Genomic DNA, 20,451 nt, shown 5'->3' on the forward strand with positions numbered 1-20,451 from the left:
TTAGCCGATCGGCGGGTTGGTGAAGCGTGAGTAGTGGCCCTGGAACAGGGCCTCGATGCGGCGGGTTTCGCCGTTTCGGTGTTTCAGGACGTGGAAGAAGGCTTGGCCGCGTTCCTCGTCGGAGGGGTCTTGGGTGTACAGCTCCGGCCGGTGCAGCATGATGACGATGTCGGCGTCTTGCTCGATGGAGCCGGATTCGCGCAGGTCGGAGAGCTGGGGGACGCCTTCCTTGCGCTGCTCGGCGTTTCGGGAGAGCTGGGAGAGGGCCACGACGGGGATCTCCAGCTCCTTGGCGAGCAGTTTGATCTGGCGGGAGAATTCGGAGACCTCCAGCTGCCGGGATTCCACCCGCTTGCCGGAGCTCATGAGCTGCAGGTAGTCGATGACGAGGAGCTGGAGGTTGTTGCGTTGTTTGAGGCGTCGAGCTTTGGCGCGAATCTCCATCATGGTGAGGTTTGGGGAGTCGTCGATGAAGAATGGCTTACTTTCCAGGGTGACGACTCTGTCGGTCAGGCGCTGCCAGTCTCTTTCCTCCATGCGCCCGGCGCCGCGGAGGCGATGCAGCAGGACGGAGGCCTCGGCGGAGAGCACTTTCATGACGATTTCGGTTCGGCTCATCTCAAGGGAGAAGAAGGCGGTGGTGAGGTTGTTCTGGATGGCGGCGGCGCGGCAGATGTCGAGCGCGAAGGTTGATTTGCCGACGGCGGGGCGGGCGGCGACGATGATCATCTGCCCGGGGTGGAGGCCGTTGGTGAGCCGGTCGAGTTCGGTGAAGCCGGTGGGAACACCTGCGAGCCCGTCGCCGGAGTTCTGGATGGTCTCCACCTCGTCGTAGGTGGCTTCGAGGAGTTCGCCGAGGGCCTTGTAGTCCTCGGAGGAGCGACGGTCGGTCACCTCGTAGAGGGTTTGTTGCGCTTCGTCGACGAGCTTGTCGACCTCGCCCTGGCCCTGGTATCCGATCTGGGCGATGCGGATGGAGGCGTTGACGAGCCGACGGAGGATGGCCTTGTCGCGCACGATTGAGGCGTGGTAGGCGGCGTTGGCGGCGATGGGCACGCTGGCGTGCAGGTCGTGCAGGTAGACGGGGCCGCCCACCTTTTGCAGCTCGCCCATGCGGGTGAGTTCGGCGGCGACGGTGATGGTGTCGGCGGGTTCGCCGCGGGTGAAGAGGGCGACGATGGCGTCGAAGATGATCTCGTGGTTGGGGCGGTAGAAGTCGGCGCCGCGGAGTACCTCGACTACCTCGGCGATGGCGTCCTTGCTCATGAGCATTGCGCCGAGCACGCTCTGCTCCGCCTCAAGGTCCTGTGGCGGTGCGGGCGCGTATCCGTTCTCTGCCAAGTCAACCTCCTCGTGCTCCTCGCGGGTCCGGCGCAGTGGCTTAGCGTAGTCACACTACCTGAGGAGAGATAAGAAAATCTCAGGAATGCTGTGGAAAACCTTGGGGATAGCTTGTGGATAATCTGTTGAAAACTATCGGTGGTTGGCGCGGATGCTGTGGATTATGTGGCGTGTCTAGGGCGGTTGTTCGTTATCGAATCGTTATAAAACTCTTTGAGTGGGGTCCTTATCGCAAGTCGACGGCGGCTCTCGCCGGGTGGAGAACGCGGCTCCTTCCCCTTGGTCAATGCGCCAAACGACGCATAAGAAAGCTGCTGACTAGGCATTATGTTCAGGGGTTGCGTTTCGGGGTCGTCGCGAGACGCCTGCCGTGGCGGGCGGGGTGAGGAACCTGTCTCGCCTGGGATGAGGTGTCGTCGCTCGGGGTGAAAGTTTTCCACAGGGGGTGTGGAAATGCTGTGGGCATTTGTTCTCCACCGGTCCAGAACTACGGTGTTTGCCTGAGTGAGTCGAATCCTCAGCCGCCTCCGGTGATACCCTGTAGGGGTATCTCGGGAGGAGGGGAAATCATGGCGGTTCACGGCTACAGCGACGACAAGGCCAGCCACCTGCGGCGCCTCAAGCTCATTGAGGGCCAGGCCCGCGGCATCGCCCGCATGGTGGAGCAGGACGAGTACTGCATCGACATCCTCACCCAGATCAGCGCCGTCCAGGCCGCGCTTCGGGCGGTCTCGCTTGGGCTGCTCGAAGCGCACCTGGGGCACTGCGTCGCGCAGGCCATCCAGCACGGCGGCGCGGAGGCCGAGGAGAAGCTGGCGGAGGCCACGGCGGCCATCCGACGAATCGCCCGGTGACCAACCAAAACAACAGCCAACCCAAGAAGGAGAAAACATGGAAACCAAGTACATCGTCAGCGGCATGACCTGCGGGCACTGCACCAATCACGTGACCGAGGAGGTGAGCCAGATCGTCGGGGTGGAGCAGGTCAACGTGCAGCTGGACGGCGGCGTGATGACCATCAAATCCAGCGCGCGCATCCCGCTCGACGCCGTGATCGAGGCGGTCAAGGAAGCGGGCGACTACACCGTCGTCGAGGCCTGATCCCGCAGGGAGAGACGCAACCCGCCAAGCCCTGTTAGCTAGGAGCGCCATGCTGCTGCAACTCGACATCCAGGGGATGACCTGCGCGTCCTGCGCGGCCCGGATTGAGAAGAAGCTGAACAAAGTTGCCGGCGTCGAGGCCAGCGTGAACTACGCCACCGAGCGCGCCACGATCGAGGCCCCCGACGGCTGCACGCCCGACGACCTCATCGCGGTCGTCGAGGGGGCCGGATACGGGGCGAGCCTGCCGCAGCCGGACGCCCCGGAGCACGACGAGGCCGCCGAGTTGCGCGGCCGCATGCTGCTGTCCTTCGCGTTCGCGCTGCCGGTGATCGCGGTGTCGATGGTGCCGCAACTCCAGTTCCCCGGCTGGCAGTGGGCGTCGCTCGTGGCCGCGTTGGTCGTGGTGCTGTGGTGCGGACGCGGCTTCCACGCGGCGATGCTTACCAACCTGCGCCACGGAGCCACGACGATGGACACCCTCGTCTCGCTCGGCACCCTGACCGCGCTCGGCTGGTCCATCGTCGCGCTGCTGTTCGGGCATGCGGGCCGCATCGGCATGACCCACGGCTTCGAGTGGGGGCTGAGCCGCCAGGATGCGCTCGGCTTCGTCTACTTCGAGGCCGCAGTAGGCATCGTGTCGTTCCTGCTGCTCGGGCGCTACATCGAGGCCCGCGCCAAGCGAGAATCGGGCCGGGCGATGCGGGCCCTGCTGGAGGTGGGGGCTAAACAGGCCACGCGGCTCACCGACGGGGCGGAGGTCAGCGTCGACGTGCGGCTGCTGAAGGTGGGCGACCACATCGTCGTGAAGCCCGGCGAGAAGGTGGCCGCCGACGGAGTGGTGGTCGAGGGGCGTTCGGCCGTCGACCAGTCGATCATCACCGGCGAGTCGTTGCCGGTGGAGGTGGGGCCCGGCGCCGCCGTCGTGGGCGGGTCGGTCAACACCACGGGCCGGCTGGTGGTGCGCGCCTGCGCGGTGGGCGCGGATTCGCAGCTCGCCCAGATGGCTCGGCTGGTGGAGGAGGCGCAGGCGGGCAAGGCCGACGTGGCGCGGCTGGCCGACAAGGTGACCAGCTTCTTCGTGCCCGCGGTGCTGATCATCGCAGGGCTTGCGTTCGTCGGCCACCTGCTAGCCGGTGATGGGTTCACGTTTGCGCTCTCTGCCGGCATTGCGGTGCTGATCATCGCCTGCCCGTGCGCGCTGGGGCTCGCCACGCCGTCGGCGCTTATGGTGGGCACGGGGCGCGGAGCAGAGCTGGGCGTGGTGATCCGCGGGCCGCAGGTGCTGGAGCGGGCCCGCGCCGTGAGCGTGGTGCTGTTCGACAAGACCGGCACCCTGACCACGGGGCGGATGTCGGTGGCGCTCGTGGAGCCCAACGGGGTCCCCGCCGACGAGTTGCTGCGGGCGGCGGCCACCGTCGAGTCCGCCTCGGAACATCCGATCGCGGCGGCGCTGGCGGGCGAAACCGGGGAGCTGGCGGACTTCGAGAATCTGCCCGGTTTGGGGGTGCGCGGCGTCGTCGACGGTGTGGAGACGTGGGCGGGCAGCCCCGCCCTGATCGCCCAGCTGGGCCACCGGCTGCCCGCGCGGCGCGGTGACGTGCTCGGCTCGGAGGTGTGGGTGGCCACGGCCGAGCGGGTGCTGGGGCGCATCGTCGTCGCGGACACGCTGAAGCCGGACGCGGCGCAGGCCGTCGCGGAGCTGAAGAGGCTGGGGTTGAAGCCGGTGCTGCTTTCCGGCGACAACGAGGCCACGGCGCGCGCGATCGCGGGGCAGGTGGGCATCGACGAGGTGCTCGCCGGGCGCTCTCCCGCGGGCAAGGTGCAGGTGGTGCGGGCCTTCCAGCAGGGAGGAGCGCAGGTGGCGATGGTGGGCGACGGGGTGAACGACGCGGCGGCGCTGGCGCAGGCCGACCTCGGGATCGCCGTGGGCACGGGCACCGACGCGGCGATTGAGTCGGGGGACATCACGCTGATGAGGCATGACCTGCACGCCGTGGTGGATGCGGTACGGCTCTCCCGGGCTACGCTCAACAAGATCAAATGGAACCTGGTGTGGGCTTTTGGCTACAACACGTTGGCGATTCCGCTGGCCGCCCTGGGCTTCTTGACGCCGATGATCGCGGGCGCGGCGATGGCGTTCAGCTCGGTGTTCGTGGTGCTGAACTCGCTGACGTTGAGCCTGTTCACGAGGTCGCAACCAAACAAGCTTCCTGAGTGATTCTCAGGAACGGTTTGGGATTCTCTCAGTGGCGGGTTAGAGTGGTGGGGCGCCGGCCACCGTCGGGGCATAAGTCGAGCTCACTGAGGTTGATCTTGAAGAAGAAGCTGCTTTATCCCGTTGTCGCAGGCGTCGCCGCGCTGTCCCTCGTCGGTGGGACCGCTGCTGTCGTGGCGCTGGACACCAACGAGGTGACCCTGTCGGTTGACGGGGCCGCCGAAAGCGTTTCCACCCGCGAGGACACCGTGGGCGCGCTGCTCGCCGAGCGGGGCATCACCGTCGGGGAACACGACGTGGTGCTGCCCGGCGCGGAGGCTGAGCTGGCAGACGGCCTGGAGATCGTCGTGGATTACGCCCGACCGCTGACCCTCACGCTGGATGGCGAGGAGCGGGTGATCTGGACCACCGGCAAGACCGTCGAGGAGGCGCTGGCCGCGTTGAAGCTCGGCGACGCTGACTCGAAGGTGTCCGCGTCGCGCTCCGCCGCCATCGGGCGAGAGGGCATGACCCTGGAGGTCGTCACCGCCAAAGACGTGAGCCTGGTGATAGCGGGCGAGAACAAGTCGGTGCGGATCGCTGGCACCGTCGGAGACGCGCTGGCCGCGGCCGGCGTGACGCTCGATGACGACGACGTGGTCACCCCCGCCGCCTCGGAGCTGCTGGCGCCTGGGATGGAGATCAAGGTGGTCAGCGTCGAGACTAAGGAATCGGCCAAGGAGGTGGAGATTCCGTTCGAGAAGAAGTCGGTGGAGTCCGAAGACCTCGACAAGGGCAAGAAGAAGGTCACCACGAAGGGCGTGGTGGGTCTCAAGAAGGAGACCTACTCCGAGATCTTCCACGACGGCCAGCTGGTGGAGACGAAGCTGCTGAACTCCCAGGTGGTGAAGGAACCGGTGGACGAGGTGACCACCGTCGGCACCCGGGAGAAGAAGAAGCCCGCTCCCGCGCCCGCAGCTCCGACGGAGGCCGATGACTCCGCTGGCAACGAGAATCTGACCCCCGCCACCGGAAACAGCTGCAAGGCCTCCTACTACTGGGATCCCCAGCCCACCGCCAACGGCGAGCGGTTCAACCCCAACGCGCTGACGGCGGCCCACAAGTCGCTGCCGTTCAACAGCCGGGTGAAGGTGACCAACCCGTCGAATGGTAAGTCCGTTGTGGTGCGCATCAACGACCGCGGCCCTTACGTCGCGGGCCGCTGCCTCGATCTTTCGCGTGCCGCGATGGCGGCCATCGGGGGCACCAGCGCTGGCGTGATCACCGTCAACTGGGAAGTCATTGGCTGACCTGAGCGTAATCGTGCCGTGGCCCGGAGGGGAGTTTTTCCCTCCGGGCCACGGTGTTGTTCCGCCGGTGTCTGCTCCGGGGTGCGTCGCGGAAGTGCTCTTGGGGTGCTGTGGCCCGCAACGACTTTCGCAGCGTTTCCCTAGAGCTGTCGCTCGGCTGCGGTGAGCCGCGCGACGGCGATGAGTGGGACCACCCAGATCGCCGCGACGGAGATTGCCGAGATCAGCCCTAGCGCCTCCCATGGGGCGGGCGAGGTGTGCATCGTCAGGAACCGGAGGCTGAGCAGGAAGACGGCCTGCCCAAACAAAGCGGTCAGCACCGCGCCGCCCGCGCCGATCACCGCCTGCTCCCGGAGCACGCTGACGAGCCACCTGCGGGGCAGGCCGACTGCGCGCACCGTGGCCAGCATCGGGCGCAGCGCGCGGGCCTGGTTCAGCGAGATCAGCAGGACCGCGGCGAAGCACAGCGTGCCGAAGCCAACTAGGAGGACCCGGCGAGCGAACGACGGGTAGATCCGGTCGGGCTCTCGATAGCTGGTGGCGATCCCTGGGGGGAAGCCAAGCTCGGCCTGCACCCGTCGGATGGCCTCGGCCTGCTCATCGGTCACGCCCGTGTAGTAGAGGTCGTAGCTTTCATCCGTGTCGATGTTCAGGCTACGCGCGGTGTCGGTGAGGAGGAGCGCGCCGAAGATCAGGTGCTTGTCGAGGGGAGCGGACACCGCGGGCAGCGTGTGGGGCTGGCTCTCGGATATGTAGGTGATCTGGTTGCCTGCACCGACGAGCGCCGCACCTTGGAGGAGCGCCGCGCGCTGCTCCGGAGAGGGCTCGAAGTTGGTCAGCCGTTGAAGCTCGCCGATGCTTTGCACAACCCCCATCGTGCCGGGGAGCGAGAGATCATCGACGGCGGCGGTGTGTACCGGGAAGCCGCTGCTGAGCCCGATGTGCCGCTCGAACTCGTCAACCATTCCCTCCGGGCTGTCGGGCTGCACCCGCAGGAAGGCCAGCCCGCGGGGCACGCTGGCCGTGGATAGCTCGTTGGAGGTGGCGGACATGGTGTTCATGAGCGTCAGGATCGAGATCATCGCCGACACGATGAAGGCGGTGGCGCTGGTGAGGGCGGCGGTGGCCCGGGTTCCTTCCTGTTGCAGCCTGCGCGCGAGGGTGTGTGGGGGCTTGGTGCTCTTTCGCGAGGCCAGCGCCTTGACGGCCTCGGGGGCGAGGAGCGCGCTGAGCGCTGCCAGCAGTGCCATGGCAAGGGCGTTGGCCTCGTCGGAGTAGGAGACCTGCGGGAGGATCCCGAAGAAGGCGCCCGCCGCAGCCAGCGAGCAGCACCGGCGCACGAGCCGCTTGGCCCGGGGGGTGAGTAGGGCGCGCCCCACGTCTGCGCGTGCCACCTTGCGCGGCCGGAGCAGGAAGAACACTGCGCAGTAGGCCGCGATCATCGTTCCGGTGGCGAGCAGCCAGACGGGCCAGTCGGGGACGAAGGGTGATGGCGCCCGCGCGGTAAACCGGGGCAGCAATGCCCGGCCGGGCCACAGAAGCGCCAGGCCGACGAGAGCTCCTACCAGCGCCCCCGTGATCAGGGAGGCCAGTCCGGCGGTGAAGTGGGCGGACAGCACGTCTTTCTTGGGTAGGCCGATGGCGGTGGAGCGGGCGAGCAGATCGCGCAGTCCACGGTAGCCCACGGCGTAGATGGCGACGCCCGCCAGGAGCGCGGTGCCGAGCAGCGGCAGCAGCCCGAAGGCAGCGTATCCTTCCAGCGTCTTGCGGCTTTGGGCGAGAATTCTCTCGGCTTCGTCGTGGTTGCTGCCGAAGTCCGCCAGCGTGCAGTCTTCCATGCCCTCCGGGAGGGAGCGTTCGCAGTTGGTCACGAGCGCCTGCATCACGGCCTCAAGCTCGCCGCCGCTCCAATAGGTCTGTATGCCGGCGGCGTAGTCCGGGTCCCGCTTGCTCGCGTTCTTGAAGCTGTCGCGCCACGTGCCGGGCCCGGCCAGGATGGCCTCGGCATCCAACTGGTCCTCCACCCGGACCACGCCCACGATGGGCAGCTCGGGCACGTCCCTGCCCAGCGACACGGATTCGCTTTGGTACCTGGCACGCAGCCGCTCGCCGATCACTAGCTCGTTGGCCTGCGGCCACCGCCCGGAGAGCAGTGTGTACTTCTCGGCCGGAGGGGCAGCTTGGCCGCCCCAGTCTCCTTCCAAGACGACGTAGGACCCGGCGCCGAGGGCCTGCGCGGCGATCTCGTAGTGCACCTCGAAGGCCCAGTCGGTTGCCCCAGCCGACTTGAGGTCGGCAGCCAGCTGCTCGGGGATGTCGCTGCCGCGCGGCAGCGTGATCGTCGAGTGGGTGGTGTGTTCGTAGCGGCCGAGCTTGAAGACCTGCTTCTGCTCGGGCGAGAGTCGGCTGGCGGCATAGAGCCCGGCGACGAGGGTGAGGGCTGCCATCGTCAACGCCGCGAGGGCGAGCGAGAGCAGCTGCGTGCCGGAGCGCGCCAGGCGCAGCGCAAACCTGGTCTGCCAGGACCTATCTGATGAGCGAGCCATCGCGCATCTCAATCGTTCGGCTGGCGAAGTCGCGGGCGAGGGGATCGTGCGTGGCCGACAACACTGCGGTGCCGTCTGCGGCGAGGCTGGCCAGCAGCTCGAAGAGCCGACGCGAGTTTTCGCTGTCCAACGCTCCGGTGGGTTCGTCGGCCAGCACGAGCTTGCGACCGCCCACCAGGCAGCGCGCGATGCCGACGCGCTGGCGCTGCCCGCCTGACATGTTCCGTGGGCGCCTGTCTCCGAGCTCCTGGATGCCGACTCGGGCCAGTGCAGCAGCGGCCTCAGCTCGGGCGGTGGTGTCGTCGACGCCAAGCGCCTGCAGGGGCAGCATCACGTTCTCCGTGGCCGTGAACGGGTCGAGCAGGTTGTGGTCTTGGAAGACCACTCCGATGTGTTCCAGCCGGAACCTGGCCCGCTCCTCTTCCGAGAGAAGGTGGATGGCCTGACCTTGCACCGTCACCTCTCCCGACGTGGGCACGTCAAGGCCGGCCATCAGGTTGAGCAGGGTGGTCTTGCCGGAGCCGCTGGCGCCCATCAGCGCCACGAACTCCCCGGGCGCCACCGCCAAATCCGCGGCGCGAACCGCGTGCACCTCCCCCGCAGAGGTTTGGTACACGCGGCTCACGCCCTTGCAACTAGCCGTCAGCATCCGCGGTTCGTCCGCCACGAGGTGAGCCTGTCATTGTGCTCATCTTCCACCCAGCGAAGCTCGGTTCCCGGCCTCATGTTGCGGCAGGTCCCCGTGCCGTTTGCGCTGTGGTACCACGCGGCACTCTGCCGGGTCTTGTTCTCCCAGGAGGACATTTTGTCGTTGGAGTGGTCGCTGACGTTTCGCAGGCCGCCGCCGGGTCCTCGCGTGCCGAGCAGGCCGGAGAAGCTGTGGTCGGTGTAGATGCAGACCCTGTTCGGGTCGCAGAGGTTGCTACCTGCGTCTGCCGTCGTAGATGCAACCACCCCGAATCCCGCAGCCAGTGCTGCTCCCAGCGCCAACAGTTCTTTGATCTTCATTGATCTCCCTTTCAAGTTGGTTGTGGAGTGGCGTTCAGTCTAGGGGGGGGAGACGCTCGGGTGTCAAGACTCAAATTCGGACAGGGGTGGCAGGTCAGGGGAGCCAATAGTTTATTTGACAACTATTTGTCGGGGTTGAGCATTGCCCCGATGGGCGGTCGGGGTCCTTCGTCCTCGCCCTGGTTTTCGATCTTGTTTTTCCGCTCGAGATGTGCTAAGCAATGGCTCTGGCAAGGGGTTATGGTCTCCCTGCTGCGAAGGCTTGGATCGCTAGGCTCCGTCTTGTGGGCATTAGGATTTCTGGCTAGGCCCGCTCCGGAGCGGTTGCCACGAGCAAAAATGCTTGGGCATCTGTTTTAAAATTTAAGCAGTGCGGCGGTCCGGGAAGGTCGTGCTTTTTGCTCGGCCGAGATAAACCATGGGGGCGGCGTCGGTCGGCTCAGGAATCCTGCGGCGGTTTTCTGCTTTCTGGTTTGCCGGTTTCCTTGTCGTCGAGCATGTGGCGCGCAGCAACCACTTCCTTGGGGCGAGTGAACAGCAGGCTAAGGGTGAAGCCGACGAAGCCGATGATGATGATGATCGAGCAGATCCAAAACGCCAGCTCGCTGCCGCCCTGGGCGGAGGTCACCAGCAAAGCGGCCACGCCCACGATCAGCAGGCCTGGCCACACAACTCTGCCTAGAAACCCCATGAGACAAGGTTGCACGGTGAAGGCACTGTTGTCAGCAGCACGCGCCATATTTTTAAGAATCGGCTTAGAAATTGATGGGATTTCGGCGGTGGGCGTCTGCGCGGAGGGAGTGCCGGAGTGCGGAAGCTCCATATCTTGTGTTTGCGAGGCGGCAGAGGGTCAAGATAGTGTGGTCCATGCAGTTGGTTCCGCTGCCTGAGAGGGTGGGGGCTAAGAGGGAATCCGGTGCGAATCCGGAGCTGTCCCGCAGCGGTAAGTGGGGACGAAACCCGCGCGACGCACTGGGCGAGAGCCTGGGAAGCGGCGGCGAGTAGGTTGAGCCACGAGCCCGAAGACCTGCCGCTGTGGCCCCGCGAGCGCGGGGTTCGGTTCGACGTCGCGCGGAACGACTCGCATCGGCAGTCGATGCTGCCTGCGTGCCCCCACCGGCGAAGAGCCTTCGCTGCTCGTTTCGAGGAGCACGATGAGCACCACAATCCGAGTCACCAAGCGCGACGGGTCCCTGGCCCCCTACGATGGCGCCGAGGTGGCGGCATCCATCTCCGACGCCGCCCGCGGCCTGGAGGACGAGGTGACCCGCGCCATCCAGCTGCAATCCGAGGTCGAGATCACGCTGTTCGACCGCATCACCACCGCCCAGCTCGACGAGGCCATCATCCAGGTGGCGCTCGGCAACGTCAAAGACGACCCCGCCTACGACACCATCGCGGCCCGCCTGCTGGTGAAGCAGCTCTACAAACAGATCTTCGGTGACACCAGCGACCTCTTCGGCGACGGCAGCCCGGATACCATCAGGCTGCTGCACGTCGAGCGCTTCCCCGACGCGATCCGCCGGGGCATCGAGGCCCAGCTCCTCGATGACCGGCTCGCCGAGCTGTTCGGCCTTGACGCGCTCGCCCGCGTGCTCGACGCTCGTCAACGCGGGCACCCGCCACGCGCAGCTCTCCAACTGCTTCGTGATGCAGATGGAGGACGGCATCGAGCACATCGCCAAGTCGGTCCGCGACGTGATGTGGCTCACCAAGGGCACCAGGGGCATCGGGCTGTCCGTGTCCAAGCTGCGCTGCGAGGGCTCGCCGATCCGTTCCAACAACACCTCCTCCACCGGGCCCATCCCCTTCATGCACACCATCGACTCGACGCTGCGCGCGGTCTCGCGCGGCGGCAAGAAGTTCGGCGCCCTGTGCTTCTACATGGAGAACTGGCACCTGGACTTCGCGCAGTTCCTCGACCTCAGGCAGAACTCGGGCGACCCCTACCGCCGCACCCGCACCGCAGACACCGCCGTGTGGCTCAGCGACGAGTTCATGAAACGCGTCGCCGCCGACGACGACTGGTACCTGTTCGACCCGCTGGAGTGCCCGGACCTCGTCGAGCTGACCGGCGCGGCCTTCTCCGCCCGCTACGCCGAATATGTGGCGCTCGCCGAGGCCGGGAAGCTGCGCGCGGTCAAGAAGATGCAGGCGCGGGAGCAGTACAAGGCGATACTCGTGACGCTGCAAACCACCTCCCACCCCTGGCTCACCTGGAAGGACACCATCAACACGCGGGCCCTGAACAACAACACGGGCACCATCCACCTGTCCAACCTCTGCACCGAAATCTGCCTGCCGCAGGACCGCGACAACGTTGCCGTGTGCAACCTGGCCTCCGTCAACCTGGCCCGGCACCTCGTCGGCAGCGGGCCGCAGGCCAGCTTCGACTGGGACCGGTTGGCGCGCACCGTCCGCACGGCGGTGCGTCAGCTCGACAACCTGGTGGACATCACGGCGTCCAGCGTGCCCGAGGCGGAGAAGGCCAACCACGAAAACCGCGCAGTCGGGCTCGGCATCATGGGGCTCACCGACGTGCTGGAGCGGATGCACCACGCCTACGACTCGCCGGCGGCGTGGGACGTGGTCGACGAGGTGGTGGAGTTCGTCTCCTGGCACGCCATCGACGCCTCGTGCGACCTCGCCCGCGAGCGGGGCCCCTACCCGAACTTCATGGGCTCCGGGTGGTCGCGGGGGCTGGTCCCCGTCGACACCCTGGACCTGCTGGAGGCCGACCGTGGCGTGCCGGTGGAGGTTGACCGGTCCGCGCGGCTCGACTGGGACGCGTTGCGGCGACGGGTGCGCGGCGGCATCCGCAACGCGACGCTGATGGCCGTGGCCCCGACGGCGTCGATCGGCCTCGTGGCGGGAACCACGCCTGGGCTCGACCCGCAGTTCAGCCACATCTTCAGCCGCGCCACGTCGGCCGGGAAGTTCTTGGAGGTGAACCGAAACCTGGTCGCCGACCTGAAGTCGCTCGGCCTGTGGGAGAGCGTGCGCGGTGAGCTGCTGCGCCACCAGGGCGACCTGAGCAAGGTGTCGGGCGTTCCCGGCTGGCTCACCGATATCTACCGCACCAGCTTCCAGGTGGATCCTGCCGCCTACCTGCACGTCGCGGCGCGGGCGCAGAAGTGGATCGATCAGGCGATCAGTCGCAACATCTACCTCGCGGACCGCGACGTGATGGTTGACCTGTACGCGCTGGCCTGGCGGATGGGGGTGAAGACCACCTACTACCTGCACATGATGCCCAGGCACACGGCCGAGCAGTCCACGGTGAAGGTCAACAAGGCCGCGGGCGGCAGCCGTCGCGGGTTCGGTGTGCGCGCCGCCGCGCCGACGGTGACCGCCACCGCGCCGAAGGCCGCCGTGGTCGAGGGACCGACGGTTTCGGTGGGGGAGTTCGAGATCGTCGACGGGCAGGCGTGACCCGTCGATCCGCAGGAACGGCTCCAGTGCGAGTCGTGTCAGTGAGAGGAGAGAACATGCCGTCGATCCTTGGTGCCGGTATTCAGGAGGGGCTGCTGCTCAAGCCCGTCACCTACCCCTGGGCGTACGACCTCTACAACCAGGCGGTGGCCAACACGTGGTTTCCCAACGAGATTCAGCTGGGGGAGGATCTGGCCGATTTCGCGCGGATGACCGACGAGGAACGGCGCGCGTTGACCTACCTGATGAGCTACTTCAACCCGAACGAGCTGCTCGTCAACAAGGCCCTGGCCTTCGGGGTCTACCCTTACGCGAACGCGGCCGAATGCCACCTCTATCTGGCGAAGCAGATGTGGGAGGAGGCGAACCACTGCATGGCCTTCGAGTATGTGCTTGAGACGTTCCCCATCGGCCGGGAGCAGGCCTATGAAGCGCACGTGAACGTCGAGTCGATGGCAGCGAAAGAGGCCTTCGAGGTGCGCTACATCAAGCGGATGACCGAGGAGACGATCGACATCACCACGGTGGCGGGCAAGCAGGACTTCGTGCGCAACCTCGTCGCCTACAACGTGATCCTGGAGGGGATCTGGTTCTACTCGGGCTTCATGATGGCGCTGTCGTTCCGGCAGCGAAATCTGCTGCGCAATTTCGGTTCGCTGATCGACTGGATCGTGCGCGACGAGTCGCTGCACCTCCAGTTCGACATCAACCTGATGCTCACGGTGTTGGAGGAGAACCCGGAGATCGCCACCGACGAGTTCGCGGCCGAGATCCGGCAGATGATTCTCGACGCCGTGGAGATGGAGGAACGCTACAACCGGGATCTGTTGCCCAACGGGATCGTGGGGTTGACGGCGGATTACGTCAACGATGACGTGAAATACCTGACGGATCGGCGGCTGGAGGAACTCGGGTTCGAGCCGGAGTATCACGTCGCCAACCCGGCCAAGTGGATGGCGGCGGCCAACGACACCTTGCAGTTGGTGAACTTCTTCGAGGCGACCAACACGTCGTATGAGGTCAACGCGCAGGCCTAGGCGGTCCGTCGCGAGAGCCGGTCAGGCGCGCATCGGATGGGGCGGGAAAGATCCTCGGTTTCCGGAACCTGCACGGCGTACAGGGGCGGCTGGCGGGGACCCAACCCGTCTCGTCCGTAGCGCATCTGCCGGGGTGCGCGGCCCGCTCCGGGTTGGCGGTCCTCACCGTCGATAGAATCTCGTCATCCCATCTCCCGCAGAGGAAACCCATGACCCGAAACGCCGCACCCTTCCGCCGAGGTAGCTACGAGCCCATCCCCCTGTCTACGGATGCTTTGCTTTTTCGCTATGCCGACTCGCCGTCGGCGGTCGTGAACCTATTCATCCTCACCGGATTCACGCTGCTGTGTTTATCCGGGGGCGCGTCGGGGATGATGCTCCATTTTGAGGACAAAAACCTCACCATTTCGTGGGCCCTCCTGGCTGGAGGTGTTGTGCTGGCCGCGCTCACTGTATGGCTGGGATCCCACCGAATGGTGGTGGACGCCACGGGCTTCCACCTCAGCTCGCTGTTTAGTCACAAGGATGTCCCGTGGCCCGTCTCCCGGCTGGACCTCGAAGTGTACCAATTGATGGCGCGAGCTGGCCTCAGGCAGGTTACTTGCATTGTCCGCCACAATGGCCGCTGGGCCTGCATGATTCCAGGCCTCACGCGGGGCGGCTTCAGCAAAATCGCCCTGGTGGAAGACTCCAACCGGGATCTTGATCGGATCTGGGACTGGGCTGCGCGGAAGGGATACGTGCGCTCCTTGTGAGCCTCCCGCCGCAAACCGATGGGGCCGTGGGAGGGTCCCGTGTCGTCGCGGCGAATGCGGCTACCCGCCTCTGGAACTCGTAACGATCCGGCTCCCTGGCGGGGCATCGGGCATGGCCGACCGGTCGTCGACACGCTGTGGGGGCATCAGCGACGGCACATCCGGGGCGTGATGTGGCGGGGAAACGGCCTGCGGTTCGGGGCGACCCCTGCCCGGTGGGCCGGCCCACGTCCTCCCCAGCGCGCACCGGAATCATGCCGCCCATGAGGGACCTCTGCGGCAACAACTCTTGAACCCTATGTAGTAGCCCTGCTATATATTGAGGCATGAGCGATATTGCGCGGCGGCCGGTGATCTCGGCCTCAGGCCTCACCGTGGCCTACGGGGGTAACCTCGTCCTCGACTCCATCGACCTCACCATCGAGGCCCGTGAGACCGTTGTCCTGCTCGGCCCCAATGGCGCAGGCAAGACCACGATGATCGAGGTGTTCGAGGGCTTCCGCCGCCCTTCCGACGGAATTGTCCGGGTGCTCGGGGAGGATCCGGCGGCGGCGGGTGACGCCTGGCGGGCGCGGGTGGGCGTCGTCCTCCAATCCTGGCGCGACCACCCCAAGTGGCGGGTGCGCACCCTGCTGAGCCACCTCGGCTCCTTCTATACTCCCTACTCCACTGCGGCGATCCCTCGGCCGTGGCCGACCGACGAACTGCTCGACCTCGTCGGCCTGGCCCGCGATGCGGATAAGAAGGTGTCCCAGCTGTCCGGAGGCCGTCGCCGTCGGCTCGACGTGGCCGTGGGCCTGGTCGGCCGTCCCGAGTTGCTCTTCCTCGACGAGCCGACCGCTGGTTTCGATCCGGAGGCCCGCCGCGACTTCCACGACCTGTTGGCTTCCCTTGAGGACATCGACACCACGATCCTCATGACCACCCACGACCTCGACGAGGCGGAGCGGGTGGCCAGCCGCATCCTCATCCTGGCCGGGCACCGGATCATCGCCGACGGCTCGCCCGAGGAGCTGCGTCGCCGGCACGCGGGCACCTCCGAGGTGCGTTGGCGCGACGACGACGGCGCCCACGTCCACACCACCGACGACCCCGTCGGCTTCCTGCGCGGTCGGCTCGCCGACCCCCTGGTCCACATGGACAACCTCGAGGTGGAGCACAACTCCCTTGAGGACACCTACCTGGAACTCGTGCGTCGAGAGGAACACCGATGAACCGCACTACCGTCAGCGCCGGCTTTCGTCAGGCGGGAGTGAACCTGCTGGGCGACCTGCGCGGCCCAGCAGTCCTCGCCTACCTCTTCTTCCCTGTGCTGGCAACGGCTTTCGCGCTGTCCGTGAACAACATTGAGCTGGATCAGGCAGCGATCAGCAACGGGCGATTCGCGGCGCCGGGCTGGCTCGCTATGGGGCTCGTGGCCGGCGGCTTCATGGGGATGGCGTCAACGATCATGGCCGAGAAGGAAGACGGTACCCTGCTGCGGATCAAGACCCTGCCTGGCGGGATGCAGGCCTACGTGTTCGGCAAGACCGTGTACATCGCGGGCTCCACCATGATGTCGATGATCCTGACGCTTATCCCGCTGGCTCTCTTCATCCCTGAGGTTGTTTCCTTTGGGCCGGGCGGTTGGCTGGCCACGTTCGGCTACACGGTGCTCGGTCTCTTCGCCACCTTGCCCATCGGCGTCGTGGCAGGTGCCCTCGCGCGGAGTATGATGGCCCTGACCATCTCTTTGGGGGCGCTCTACGTGCTGATGGTGGCCTCTGGCCTGCTCTTCCCCTTGAATGATCGGGTTCCGTTGTGGTTCCAGTGGGTGATTCAGATCCTGCCCCCGTACTGGATCGGTCTGGGGATGCGTTCCGCGATGCTCCCCGCCGAGGCGGCAGTGCTGGAGTTCGGTGGCAGTTTCCGAATCGCGGAGACCCTCATCGTCCTCGGGCTCTGGGTGGCTGCGGGTCTCGCGCTCGCGCCGAGAGCATTGCGTCGTATGGTGAGGGGCGTGTCCGGATCACAAGTGGCCAAGGCCCGAGAACGCGTCCTCGCCAGGGGGTACTGAATGGCAGAAACCATCCACAACCGGATCGCCATGCTGCGCGTCGAGCGAGGGATCTCGCGACGCCAGTTGGCCGAGGCCCTGGGGATCCACTACCAGACAGTGGGCTACCTGGAGCGTGGGGAGTATTCCCCGTCCCTGGCCCTCGCCCTGCAATTGGCGGAATACTTCGAAGTCCCGGTTGAGGTGCTGTTCTCGCTGCGGCCTTTTCCGCGCATCGGGGTGTGACACGACCGCTGGGCGTCAAACCCGTTCGCCAGGTCGAGGTCTTGGCAACGTTACGGCGACGCAGCCGAAACGCCTCCGCGATGTGTCCCTGGATCGGCGTGATCTCGTTACGGTTGCGCAAGAGGTCGTGGAGGGGCGAATGACGAGTTTCGGTGATGGCGGCATGCGATCGCTTGGAACGCTTTGCACATCGCGTCTCCCAGGGCCTGGGGATGGCACTGGAAGAGCACGGATGGGCGGCTCGTCGTGATCGGCGGCGACAAAGGGCGCCCCGAGCGCCTTGCAATCCCGGAGATCGTGCTCGTCGACCGCGAGGGGAACGGCGGGTGAGCTTTCGTCACGAAAACGTGGGGCCGAGTACCACCCCGATGAGACTCTCGCCAAGCCATCTGGCGAGGGGCTCCAGCGTCCTGAACAGATACAGCTGGCCCGAGTGGCGAAGCCTATGTCAGTAGCAAAGTTGCCCGGTATTCGTGGTTCGTGCAGTCCTGTTTTGGCCATGGACATGGGAAAATTACGTGCATGTGATTCTTTCGCACCCTAGAAGGCCAAAACTGTGGAGAAGGCCTTCTGGCTAGGGGTTTGGCTCTTCTGGGGCGAGGTGAGGTATGTCTCTGCCTGAGAAAATGTCAGGAAAAATTAACTCTTTGCTGGGCCGCTCTTTCTTGGATCGCGGGTTCGGGTGCGCGAGGGGGGAAAGATCCTCTTTGGCGCTGGTGTTCAGATCGCTAAATCCGACCGTCTAATGTACGATGGCGATGGTCTAGTGATCTGCAGCCAAAGCCTCGGCTTTCCCGAGGCGGAGGAGAGACAAGTTGTCGGGGGTGTCTCGGCATCTGCTGCAAGCCGTGATGTAGGCCTGTCGCTGGGGTGAGCGCGTAGTCGACACCGGAAGGCATGGGGCTAGTTAGGAAGATGAAGGTTAATGAGTCATAAAGTCGGAAGGGCGTGGCTGGCCTTGGCGCTAGCTGTGTCCCTTATTTTCTCCACATTGCTGGGGGTGGCGAGCGCGAACGCAGCGCCCAACCAGCGAATCGTGGTAAAAATCACGGAGTTGGTCCGTGTCGGGTCCACTGGTGAGGTGGTTCCGGGCAAGTTGCGAGATCAGAATGGCGCCCGCATCAGGTTCACCTATGACGCATCTGCTGCCAACCCTCAGCCGGGCGACTCGTTCTCGATCGGCCTGCCCGAAGAGTTCGACCTGTACGAGAACAAGACAGTCGAGCTGAGGTACAACAACATGGTGGCCGGGGAGTGCCAGCTTGCCAACCGCTCCGTCACCTGCACGTTCAACGACACCATCCGGGGTCACACGAACATCAGCGGCGAGGGTGAGCTGACCTTCAGGGTCAACAAGACCACCGATGCGAAGACGGTCACCTTCGACCTGAATGGCACCAAGACCGCCGTTCCGCTGCCTGGTGGCGGTGGAATCGACACTTCGCTTGGCCCGTTCCGTCAGATGGCGCCGACCAAGTGGATCGGGACCATCCTGGAGAAGCACAACCACATCCGCTGGGAGATCATCTTCAACCCCTCGAAGCTGCCCGACGACCACGAGGGCAAGCCGAATGCGGTGCGTCAAGTGGTGTGGAAGGACAAGCTGACCGCCGGTCAGGTCTTCGTGCCCAAGAAGAGGGTGCCTCAGGAAGGTAACCCCGGGGTCATAGTGCCCTACGAGCTTGTCCTGCTCAACCAGCGCAACGGTGGATACGAGCGCTTGGCCACCACCGAAGGCCCGTTGAGCACCAAGTACGGCACCTTCGGGCTGAAGTTCGACTTCAACGACCCGGCCAGGCCCACCGAGGCCACGATCACGGCCACCGGCCCCTTCAACCCGGATCACAACTACCTGATCCGCTACTACGCCAAGTTCGACAGCGCCACAGGAAATCCGATCCCCGGGCTGGAGTATAAGAACCGTGCCACGCTGCAGGGGACTGCGTCGGAGACCTTCGTGACCGCCTCTGGCCGCTATGTGGACACCTTCAAGGTGACCATCACCATGGAGAAGGGCTTCGGCGGCTTTGAGGTGCTGAAGCTCCTGGGCGGTGAGGCTGCCAACGACGTTGCCGTCGGTACGAAGTTCACTACCAGCGTCGCCTGGAAGCTTCCCGATGGCAAGAGCGCTGCTGATTACCCGGGCTGGAACGCTCCCGCCAACCCTGTCCCCCTTGAGGTGACCCTGGGTAAGACCACGACCTACCCCGCCACGTTCCCGGTAGGCACCGAGATCACTCTGACCGAGGATACGTCCAGCGCGAACCCCGCATCGCCGGTCACCTGGGGCGACCCCAAGTTCACGGTTGACCGCAAGACGACGGCCAAGAGTGCCACATTCGTGATCAAGGACCAGGTCTCCGTTCCGGTTCAGATCCAGAACATCGCCGAGAGGGCCAAGGAAAAGGTTTCGGTGGGTGACTACGTCTGGTTCGACGTGAACGCCGACGGTATTCAGGATGACACTGACAAACCAATTCCTGGTGTCACCCTGACTCTGACCGGGCCCAACGGCCAGCAGGTGACCGACGTCTACGGCAACGAAGTAGCGCCGGTCCAGACCGGCCCAGATGGACGCTATTCGTTTGACAACCTGCCTGCTTTGAGCCCGGGCCAGAAGTACACGGTGACTGTCACGCCTCCTGCTGGCGCTAAGCCGACCACCGCCGGTGCTACCGACCGTGCCAAGGACTCTTCGACTGGGTTTGCCGAGTCTGAGGGCCTGACCGAGGACGGTCAGCGCGATGAGACGCTGGACTTTGGTTTCGTGAAGCCGAGTGTGTCCGTGGGTGACTACGTGTGGTTCGACGTGAACAAGGACGGTAGGCAGGACGACACGGATCGCCCGATTGCCGATGTGACGCTCACGTTGACTGGTCCGGATGGTCAGCCGGTGACTGATGTGTATGGTGACCCCGTAGCTCCGACGACGACCGACGCACGTGGGCACTACACCTTCGATAATCTGCCGGTGCTGGCCGCTGGCCAGAAGTACAAGGTGACGGTAAGCAATCCCAAGGGCTACATCCCGACCACGCCAGGCCAGGGTGATCGTGCTAAGGATTCTTCGACTGGGTTTGCCGAGTCTGAGGGCCTGACTCAGGATGGTCAGCGCGATGAGACGCTGGACTTTGGTTTCGTGCGGCCGAGTGTCTCCGTTGGTGACTACGTCTTCATCGATACGAATCACGATGGTGTTCAGAACGATGGCGACAAACCCCTCAAAGGCGTGACGCTCACGTTGACTGGTCCGGATGGCCAGCCAGTGACCGATGTCAATGGACAGCCGGTTGCTCCGACGCAGACTGATGATCAGGGGCACTACTCCTTCGATCATCTGCCGGTGCTGGCCGCTGGGCAGAAGTACAAGGTGACGGTGACTGCTCCGGAGGGTTACATTCCGACGAAGCCGGGTGTTGGTGCCAGGGATAAGGATTCTTCGA

Annotated in this window: 15 protein-coding genes, 1 pseudogene and 1 riboswitch; of the genes and pseudogenes, 11 read left to right on the forward strand and 5 right to left on the reverse strand. The window is 65.2% G+C overall.

Going from position 1 to position 20,451, the window contains the following annotated elements:
• The gene (gene dnaB, locus EII42_RS10000; protein WP_233558357.1) at window positions 1–1,341 is read right to left on the reverse strand and encodes a replicative DNA helicase; all 1,341 of its coding nucleotides are present in this window, start codon (window positions 1,339–1,341) and stop codon (window positions 1–3) included.
• A 569-nt stretch (window positions 1,342–1,910) separates the two neighbouring features.
• Here dnaB and EII42_RS10005 point away from each other — a divergent pair.
• The 4 genes from EII42_RS10005 to EII42_RS13765 all read left to right on the forward strand — a co-directional run bounded on the left by EII42_RS10005 (window position 1,911) and on the right by EII42_RS13765 (window position 5,949).
• On the forward strand, window positions 1,911–2,195 hold the full coding sequence (locus EII42_RS10005; RefSeq protein ID WP_125171984.1) for a metal-sensitive transcriptional regulator: 285 nt from the start codon (window positions 1,911–1,913) through the stop codon (window positions 2,193–2,195).
• Window positions 2,196–2,232: 37 nt separating this feature from the next.
• The gene (locus EII42_RS10010; protein ID WP_125171985.1) at window positions 2,233–2,442 is read left to right on the forward strand and encodes a heavy-metal-associated domain-containing protein; all 210 of its coding nucleotides are present in this window, start codon (window positions 2,233–2,235) and stop codon (window positions 2,440–2,442) included.
• Window positions 2,443–2,491: 49 nt separating this feature from the next.
• Window positions 2,492–4,663 carry a cation-translocating P-type ATPase gene (locus EII42_RS10015; RefSeq protein WP_125171986.1) on the forward strand — a complete coding sequence of 724 codons (2,172 nt, stop codon included), beginning with the start codon at window positions 2,492–2,494 and terminating at the stop codon, window positions 4,661–4,663.
• 95 nt (window positions 4,664–4,758) lie between these two features.
• A complete protein-coding gene (locus EII42_RS13765; RefSeq protein WP_158676479.1) occupies window positions 4,759–5,949 on the forward strand; it encodes a septal ring lytic transglycosylase RlpA family protein in 1,191 nt (396 codons plus the stop codon).
• A 140-nt stretch (window positions 5,950–6,089) separates the two neighbouring features.
• Here EII42_RS13765 and EII42_RS10025 read toward each other — a convergent pair whose 3' ends face one another.
• The 4 genes from EII42_RS10025 to EII42_RS10040 all read right to left on the reverse strand — a co-directional run bounded on the left by EII42_RS10025 (window position 6,090) and on the right by EII42_RS10040 (window position 10,326).
• Window positions 6,090–8,495, reverse strand: a complete 2,406-nt coding sequence (locus EII42_RS10025; protein ID WP_125171988.1) for a hypothetical protein — start codon at window positions 8,493–8,495, stop codon at window positions 6,090–6,092.
• Window positions 8,476–9,162: an ABC transporter ATP-binding protein gene (locus EII42_RS10030; protein ID WP_233558358.1), complete on the reverse strand. Its 687-nt coding sequence runs from the start codon at window positions 9,160–9,162 to the stop codon at window positions 8,476–8,478. The genes EII42_RS10025 and EII42_RS10030 overlap by 20 nt, the downstream gene beginning before the upstream one ends.
• On the reverse strand, window positions 9,138–9,503 hold the full coding sequence (locus EII42_RS10035; protein WP_125171989.1) for a peptidase inhibitor family I36 protein: 366 nt from the start codon (window positions 9,501–9,503) through the stop codon (window positions 9,138–9,140). The genes EII42_RS10030 and EII42_RS10035 overlap by 25 nt, the downstream gene beginning before the upstream one ends.
• A gap of 439 nt (window positions 9,504–9,942) precedes the next feature.
• Window positions 9,943–10,326 (reverse strand): hypothetical protein, encoded by a 384-nt coding sequence (locus EII42_RS10040; protein ID WP_125171990.1) that lies wholly within the window; start codon window positions 10,324–10,326, stop codon window positions 9,943–9,945.
• 34 nt (window positions 10,327–10,360) lie between these two features.
• Window positions 10,361–10,553, forward strand: a riboswitch (cobalamin riboswitch).
• Between the two features lie 104 nt (window positions 10,554–10,657).
• Here EII42_RS10040 and EII42_RS10045 point away from each other — a divergent pair.
• The 7 genes and pseudogenes from EII42_RS10045 to EII42_RS10075 all read left to right on the forward strand — a co-directional run.
• A pseudogene (locus EII42_RS10045) lies at window positions 10,658–12,935 on the forward strand (ribonucleoside-diphosphate reductase subunit alpha).
• A 56-nt stretch (window positions 12,936–12,991) separates the two neighbouring features.
• Complete coding sequence (locus tag EII42_RS10050) at window positions 12,992–13,972, forward strand: ribonucleotide-diphosphate reductase subunit beta (RefSeq protein ID WP_125171991.1); 981 nt, start codon at window positions 12,992–12,994, stop codon at window positions 13,970–13,972.
• 209 nt (window positions 13,973–14,181) lie between these two features.
• Window positions 14,182–14,727, forward strand: a complete 546-nt coding sequence (locus tag EII42_RS10055; RefSeq protein WP_125171992.1) for a hypothetical protein — start codon at window positions 14,182–14,184, stop codon at window positions 14,725–14,727.
• Window positions 14,728–15,053: 326 nt separating this feature from the next.
• Window positions 15,054–15,941 (forward strand): ABC transporter ATP-binding protein, encoded by an 888-nt coding sequence (locus EII42_RS10060; protein WP_125171993.1) that lies wholly within the window; start codon window positions 15,054–15,056, stop codon window positions 15,939–15,941.
• Entirely contained in the window at window positions 15,938–16,783 is an 846-nt protein-coding gene (locus tag EII42_RS10065; protein WP_125171994.1) for an ABC transporter permease, read from the forward strand. Before EII42_RS10060 ends, EII42_RS10065 begins: the two co-directional genes overlap by 4 nt.
• Complete coding sequence (locus tag EII42_RS10070; protein WP_125171995.1) at window positions 16,784–17,008, forward strand: helix-turn-helix transcriptional regulator; 225 nt, start codon at window positions 16,784–16,786, stop codon at window positions 17,006–17,008.
• Window positions 17,009–17,933: 925 nt separating this feature from the next.
• Window positions 17,934–20,451 (forward strand): SdrD B-like domain-containing protein (locus EII42_RS10075; RefSeq protein WP_233558359.1); only part of this gene is annotated, 2,518 nt, incomplete at its 3' end.

The sequence above is a fragment of the Tessaracoccus sp. OH4464_COT-324 genome (assembly GCF_003932855.1).
Taxonomy (GTDB): domain Bacteria; phylum Actinomycetota; class Actinomycetes; order Propionibacteriales; family Propionibacteriaceae; genus Arachnia.

Excerpts from the sequence above, each read along its gene's own strand:
- EII42_RS10070 (WP_125171995.1), top strand. The coding sequence starts at position 16,784 with ATGGCAGAAACCATCCACAACCGGATCGCCATGCTGCGCGTCGAGCGA.
- EII42_RS10010 (WP_125171985.1), top strand. The coding sequence starts at position 2,233 with ATGGAAACCAAGTACATCGTCAGCGGCATGACCTGCGGGCACTGCACC.
- EII42_RS10025 (WP_125171988.1), bottom strand. The coding sequence starts at position 8,495 with ATGGCTCGCTCATCAGATAGGTCCTGGCAGACCAGGTTTGCGCTGCGC.
- EII42_RS10005 (WP_125171984.1), top strand. The coding sequence starts at position 1,911 with ATGGCGGTTCACGGCTACAGCGACGACAAGGCCAGCCACCTGCGGCGC.
- EII42_RS10060 (WP_125171993.1), top strand. The coding sequence starts at position 15,054 with ATGAGCGATATTGCGCGGCGGCCGGTGATCTCGGCCTCAGGCCTCACC.
- EII42_RS10015 (WP_125171986.1), top strand. The coding sequence starts at position 2,492 with ATGCTGCTGCAACTCGACATCCAGGGGATGACCTGCGCGTCCTGCGCG.
- EII42_RS10040 (WP_125171990.1), bottom strand. The coding sequence starts at position 10,326 with ATGGAGCTTCCGCACTCCGGCACTCCCTCCGCGCAGACGCCCACCGCC.
- EII42_RS10050 (WP_125171991.1), top strand. The coding sequence starts at position 12,992 with ATGCCGTCGATCCTTGGTGCCGGTATTCAGGAGGGGCTGCTGCTCAAG.
- EII42_RS10065 (WP_125171994.1), top strand. The coding sequence starts at position 15,938 with ATGAACCGCACTACCGTCAGCGCCGGCTTTCGTCAGGCGGGAGTGAAC.
- EII42_RS10055 (WP_125171992.1), top strand. The coding sequence starts at position 14,182 with ATGACCCGAAACGCCGCACCCTTCCGCCGAGGTAGCTACGAGCCCATC.
- EII42_RS10035 (WP_125171989.1), bottom strand. The coding sequence starts at position 9,503 with ATGAAGATCAAAGAACTGTTGGCGCTGGGAGCAGCACTGGCTGCGGGA.